This is a genomic window from Cupriavidus sp. FW305-F7, assembly GCF_058782875.1.
The window spans coordinates 1-1,065 of the sequence record NZ_JBYSYC010000127.1; the positions used below are offsets into that span (position 1 = coordinate 1).

1 pseudogene is annotated in these 1,065 nt (G+C 63.1%); it reads left to right on the top strand.

Going from position 1 to position 1,065, the window contains the following annotated elements:
- Positions 1-24: 24 nt before the first annotated feature.
- A pseudogene (locus AC3WL8_RS39910) lies at positions 25-1,065 on the top strand (hypothetical protein); the annotation flags it as partial.

Consider the following 1,065-nt stretch of genomic DNA (forward strand, 5'->3'; position numbering starts at 1 on the left):
CGACGTCGCTGCGCACGCACCGGCATGAGCTATCCGTGGGTGGTCGATGGCAGCGCGATGGTCAACCACTACTACTTCTACTGCGTCGACGCGGACTTCGGCCCGTTCTTCCTTAAGTTCTGTTCCTACTTCCCCTACAACGCCAAGCTGTGCATCAACGGCAACGAGTACGCCAAGTGCCAGTTGCGCAAGCGCGGTATCGCCTTCGAGGCGCTCGACAACGGCATCCTCTCGTGCGAAGACCCCAAGGCGCTGCAGCGCATCTGCGAGGGGTTGGACGACAAGAAGATCGACCGACTGCTACGCAAATGGCTGGCGCGCTTGCCCCATCCCTTCGATCGGCACGACCGAGCCGCCGGCTATCGCTATGCGCTGTCGATCCTGCAGGCTGAGTTCGCGCTGACCCAGGTCCTCGACCGACCCGTGACAGGTCGCATCTTCTTCGAGCAGGTCATCCGCGAGAACCTGGACCTGGGCCGTCCCGGCCAAGTGCAACTGATCTTCGATCGCCGCGTCAATCGGCGCACCCCAGGGCGCTTTCGCACCCGGGTGATTACAGAAGGGGTCACCCCTTCGCTGCATGTGGACTACAAGCGTTCACGCATCAAGCAGTACCACAAGGAGGGGCAGGCGCTGCGTACCGAGACCACCATCAACGACACCCGCGACTTCGGCGTGGGACGACTGCTGCGCAACTTGCCCGAGTTGCGCAGCATCGGCTTTGCCGCCAATCGGCGCATGCTCGAGATTGAGCAGATCAGCCACGACTGCGCATTGGGCGAAGACGCGTTCCAGGACCTGCAGCGTCCGCGCCATGTTGACGGGCAGCGTGCTACGGCACTGCGCTTTGCCGACCCCAACGTCCAGGCGCTGCTGCATGCGTTGGTGATGTTCGTCTTCGTCGCACGCGGCTTTACCAATCAGGACCTGCGCCAAGGCTATGCTGTGCTGCTGGGACTGCGTCCCGGCGACATCACGCCGGGGCGCATGAGCTACGAGTTGCGACGCCTGCGCCTGCATGGCCTGATCGAGCGAGTGCCTAAGACCCACCGCTACCACCTCACG